Source organism: Dechloromonas sp. CZR5, from assembly GCF_008711155.1.
GTDB lineage: Bacteria > Pseudomonadota > Gammaproteobacteria > Burkholderiales > Rhodocyclaceae > Azonexus.
This window is the reverse complement of the sequence record NZ_VUYQ01000020.1, coordinates 1-5,377: the sequence shown is the minus strand read 5'-3', so window position 1 is coordinate 5,377 and position 5,377 is coordinate 1. Positions and strand designations below refer to the sequence as shown.

At 52.2% G+C, this 5,377-nt stretch carries 2 tRNA genes and 3 rRNA genes; all 5 read right to left on the bottom strand.

Annotation, left to right across the window (positions count from 1 at the left end):
* Positions 1-44: 44 nt before the first annotated feature.
* The 5 genes from rrf to F1002_RS20765 all read right to left on the bottom strand — a co-directional run bounded on the left by rrf (position 45) and on the right by F1002_RS20765 (position 5,108).
* Positions 45-157 (bottom strand): 5S ribosomal RNA (gene rrf, locus F1002_RS20785).
* A 101-nt stretch (positions 158-258) separates the two neighbouring features.
* Positions 259-3,139 (bottom strand): 23S ribosomal RNA (locus F1002_RS20780).
* 208 nt (positions 3,140-3,347) lie between these two features.
* A tRNA-Ala gene (locus F1002_RS20775) sits at positions 3,348-3,423 on the bottom strand.
* Positions 3,424-3,434: 11 nt separating this feature from the next.
* A tRNA-Ile gene (locus F1002_RS20770) sits at positions 3,435-3,511 on the bottom strand.
* A 59-nt stretch (positions 3,512-3,570) separates the two neighbouring features.
* Positions 3,571-5,108, bottom strand: a 16S ribosomal RNA gene (locus F1002_RS20765).
* Together the 16S, 23S and 5S rRNA genes with 2 tRNA genes alongside form the textbook arrangement of a ribosomal RNA operon.
* Between the last annotated feature and the right edge of the window lie 269 nt (positions 5,109-5,377).

Genomic DNA, 5,377 nt, shown 5'->3' with positions numbered 1-5,377 from the left:
TAAAAACCCCGTTACTGGATTAGTAACGGGGTTTTTGAATGGGAGTCTGGCGTTGACCTACTTTCGCGAGCGGAAGCTCACTATCATTGGCGCGTTGCTGTTTCACGGTCCTGTTCGGGATGGGAAGGGGTGGTACCAGCAGGCTATTGACGCCAGACGTAACTTGTAACGTTTTCCACGCGAAGCGCGTCAAACGCAAAACTGGAAGAAGGTGTTGTGATTGTTGTGTTATGAGTTGTTGTAGTGATCCAAGGTTATAGGATCAAGCCGTACGGGCAATTAGTATCAGTTAGCTTAACGCATTACTGCGCTTCCACACCTGACCTATCAACGTCGTGGTCTTCGACGACCCTTCAAGGAGTTCAAGACTCCGGGATATCTCATCTTAAGGCAAGTTTCACGCTTAGATGCTTTCAGCGTTTATCTCTTCCGAACATAGCTACCCGGCGATACGACTGGCGTCATAACCGGTACACCAGAGGTTCGTCCACTCCGGTCCTCTCGTACTAGGAGCAGCCCCCTTCAAATATCCAGCGCCCACGGCAGATAGGGACCAAACTGTCTCACGACGTTTTAAACCCAGCTCACGTACCTCTTTAAATGGCGAACAGCCATACCCTTGGGACCGGCTACAGCCCCAGGATGAGATGAGCCGACATCGAGGTGCCAAACACCGCCGTCGATATGAACTCTTGGGCGGTATCAGCCTGTTATCCCCAGAGTACCTTTTATCCGTTGAGCGATGGCCCTTCCATACAGAACCACCGGATCACTATGACCTGCTTTCGCACCTGCTCGACTTGTGGGTCTCGCAGTCAAGCACGCTTTTGCCATTGCACTTTATGGGCGATGTCCGACCGCCCTAAGCGTACCTTCGTACTCCTCCGTTACCTTTTGGGAGGAGACCGCCCCAGTCAAACTGCCTACCATGCACGGTCCCCGGTCAGGATTCACTGACCAAGGTTAGAACCTCAAACAAATCAGGGTGGTATTTCAAGGACGACTCCACCGAGACTAGCGTCCCGGTTTCACAGTCTCCCACCTATCCTACACAAACCGGTTCAAAGTCCAATGCAAAGCTGCAGTAAAGGTTCATGGGGTCTTTCCGTCTTGCCGCGGGGAGATTGCATCTTCACAAACATTTCAACTTCGCTGAGTCTCAGGAGGAGACAGTGTGGCCATCGTTACGCCATTCGTGCAGGTCGGAACTTACCCGACAAGGAATTTCGCTACCTTAGGACCGTTATAGTTACGGCCGCCGTTTACTGGGACTTCGATCAAGAGCTTGCACCCCATCACTTAATCTTCCAGCACCGGGCAGGCGTCACACCCTATACGTCCACTTTCGTGTTTGCAGAGTGCTGTGTTTTTATTAAACAGTCGCAGCCACCATTTCACTGCAACCCCATCGGCCTTCGAGCGCGAAGCTCTACAACCTACCGGGGCACACCTTCTCCCGAAGTTACGGTGTCAATTTGCCGAGTTCCTTCTCCTGAGTTCTCTCAAGCGCCTTAGAATTTTCATCCTGCCCACCTGTGTCGGTTTGCGGTACGGTCGAATCTAGACTGAAGCTTAGTGGCTTTTCCTGGAAGCTTGGTATCAATCACTTCAGCACCGTAGTGCCTCGTCATCACGCCTCAGATAATTCCCCCGGATTTGCCTAAGGGACACTCCTACACGCTTAAACCACCTATTCCAACAGATGGCTGACCTAACCTTCTCCGTCCCCACATCGCATCTAGAATCGGTACAGGAATATTGACCTGTTTCCCATCGACTACGCATTTCTGCCTCGCCTTAGGGGCCGACTCACCCTACGCCGATGAACGTTGCGTAGGAAACCTTGGGCTTTCGGCGAGGGAGCTTTTCACTCCCTTTATCGCTACTCATGTCAGCATTCGCACTTCTGATATCTCCAGCATCCTTTACAAGACACCTTCACAGACCTACAGAACGCTCCCCTACCATATCTTTCGATATCCGCAGCTTCGGTGCACAGTTTGAGCCCCGTTACATCTTCCGCGCAGGACGACTCGACTAGTGAGCTATTACGCTTTCTTTAAAGGGTGGCTGCTTCTAAGCCAACCTCCTAGCTGTCTATGCCTTCCCACCTCGTTTCCCACTTAACTGTGTCTTGGGGACCTTAGCTGGCGGTCTGGGTTGTTTCCCTCTTGACAATGGACGTTAGCACCCACTGTCTGTCTGCCACACTCGCACTTTCCGGTATTCAGAGTTTGCCATGGTTTGGTAAGTCGCGATGACCCCCTAGCCATAACAGTGCTTTACCCCCGGAAGTGATATGTGACGCACTACCTAAATAGTTTTCGGGGAGAACCAGCTATTTCCGGATTTGTTTAGCCTTTCACCCCTATCCACAGCTCATCCCCTAACTTTTCAACGTTAGTGGGTTCGGACCTCCAGTACCTGTTACGGCACCTTCATCCTGGCCATGGATAGATCATCCGGTTTCGGGTCTACGCCATGCTACTAAACGCCCTTATCAGACTCGCTTTCGCTACGCCTCCCCTATTCGGTTAAGCTCGCAACATAACGTAAGTCGCTGACCCATTATACAAAAGGTACGCAGTCACCCCACAAGGAGGCTCCCACTGTTTGTATGCATGCGGTTTCAGGTTCTATTTCACTCCCCTCCCGGGGTTCTTTTCGCCTTTCCCTCACGGTACTGGTTCACTATCGGTCGATCACGAGTATTTAGCCTTGGAGGATGGTCCCCCCATGTTCAGACAAGGTTTCACGTGCCCCGCCCTACTTTTCGCTAACTTAGTACCACGGATCTGTTTTCAAATACGGGGCTATCACCCACTACGGCCGGACTTTCCATTCCGTTCTCTTAACAGTTCCGCTATCACTAGCAGGCTCTTCCCCGTTCGCTCGCCACTACTTGGGGAATCTCGGTTGATTTCTTTTCCTCCGGCTACTTAGATGTTTCAGTTCACCGGGTTCGCCTCCCTGACCTATGTATTCAGTCAGGGATACTCATTGCTGAGTGGGTTTCCCCATTCGGACATCGGGGGATCAAAGCTTCATTGCCAGCTCCCCCCCGCTTTTCGCAGGCTTGCACGTCCTTCATCGCCTGTGATCGCCAAGGCATCCACCACATGCACTTAGTCGCTTGATCCTATAACCTTGGGGTCTCGGCAGAGACCCGGCTACAGGCAACTCATTTGTGCTGTCTCGTACTAGCTGTAATACGAGAACAGATGCAATCACAACGTGTATCAGCAGCTCATCACTGCGATACACAACCTTCTTCCGTTTTGTTAAAGAGCGTAGCAATTTGATTTCTCAAAAGCCAAAGATAAACACCGCTGCTTATCTTTGGGTTTTGGTGGAGGATGACGGGATCGAACCGACGACCCCCTGCTTGCAAAGCAGGTGCTCTCCCAGCTGAGCTAATCCCCCGTTTCAAACGTTGGTGGGTCTGGTTGGAATCGAACCAACGACCCCCGCCTTATCAAGACGGTGCTCTAACCGACTGAGCTACAGACCCTCGTCTGTTTGCTACTCATGAACAACCGATAAGTTGTGGGTGCCAGGATGCTTCTCTAGAAAGGAGGTGATCCAGCCGCAGGTTCCCCTACGGCTACCTTGTTACGACTTCACCCCAGTCACGAACCCCGCCGTGGTAAGCGCCCCCCTTGCGGTTAGGCTACCTACTTCTGGCGGAACCCGCTCCCATGGTGTGACGGGCGGTGTGTACAAGACCCGGGAACGTATTCACCGCGACATGCTGATCCGCGATTACTAGCGATTCCGACTTCATGCAGGCGAGTTGCAGCCTGCAATCCGGACTACGATCGGCTTTCTGGGATTGGCTCCACCTCGCGGCTTGGCAACCCTCTGTACCGACCATTGTATGACGTGTGAAGCCCTACCCATAAGGGCCATGAGGACTTGACGTCATCCCCACCTTCCTCCGGTTTGTCACCGGCAGTCTCGTTAAAGTGCCCAACTAAATGATGGCAATTAACGACAAGGGTTGCGCTCGTTGCGGGACTTAACCCAACATCTCACGACACGAGCTGACGACAGCCATGCAGCACCTGTGTTCCAGCTCCCTTTCGGGCACTCCCAAATCTCTCCGGGATTCTGAACATGTCAAGGGTAGGTAAGGTTTTTCGCGTTGCATCGAATTAATCCACATCATCCACCGCTTGTGCGGGTCCCCGTCAATTCCTTTGAGTTTTAACCTTGCGGCCGTACTCCCCAGGCGGTCAACTTCACGCGTTAGCTACGGTACTAAATGGTTTTACCCACCCAACACCTAGTTGACATCGTTTAGGGCGTGGACTACCAGGGTATCTAATCCTGTTTGCTACCCACGCTTTCGTGCATGAGCGTCAGTATCGGCCCAGGGGGCTGCCTTCGCCATCGGTGTTCCTCCACATCTCTACGCATTTCACTGCTACACGTGGAATTCCACCCCCCTCTGCCGTACTCTAGCTTCGCAGTCACAAAGGCAGTTCCCAGGTTGAGCCCGGGGATTTCACCTCTGTCTTACGAAACCGCCTGCGCACGCTTTACGCCCAGTAATTCCGATTAACGCTCGCACCCTACGTATTACCGCGGCTGCTGGCACGTAGTTAGCCGGTGCTTCTTATTCCGGTACCGTCATCCACACAGGGTATTAACCTATGCGATTTCTTCCCGGCCGAAAGAGCTTTACAACCCGAAGGCCTTCTTCACTCACGCGGCATGGCTGGATCAGGGTTGCCCCCATTGTCCAAAATTCCCCACTGCTGCCTCCCGTAGGAGTCTGGACCGTGTCTCAGTTCCAGTGTGGCGGATCATCCTCTCAGACCCGCTACAGATCGTAGCCTTGGTAGGCCTTTACCCCACCAACTAGCTAATCTGATATCGGCCGCTCAATCAGCGCAAGGTCTTGCGATCCCCTGCTTTCCTGCTCACAGAATATGCGGTATTAGCGTAACTTTCGCTACGTTATCCCCCACTGAAAGGTACGTTCCGATACATTACTCACCCGTTCGCCACTCGCCACCAGACCGAAGTCCGTGCTGCCGTTCGACTTGCATGTGTAAGGCATGCCGCCAGCGTTCAATCTGAGCCAGGATCAAACTCTTCAGTTCAATCCAACAAACTCGCAAATTCACTGACGGTAGATTTCTCTACCTCGATGGATTTCTCCATCTTTTTTCAAGTGCGTTTGCCTTAATACTTTTTGCAACCGAAGTTGCTTTCGCATCAAGACACCCACACTTATCGGTTGTCCAATTTGTTAAAGATCAGTGCCGCGCCGTTTCGTTTGATTCGTCAGCAGCAGAGAAGCGAGATTATGAAGCACTTCCCAACTCCCGTCAAGCTCTTCGTGAATTTATTTTTCAATCAACTCACTTTC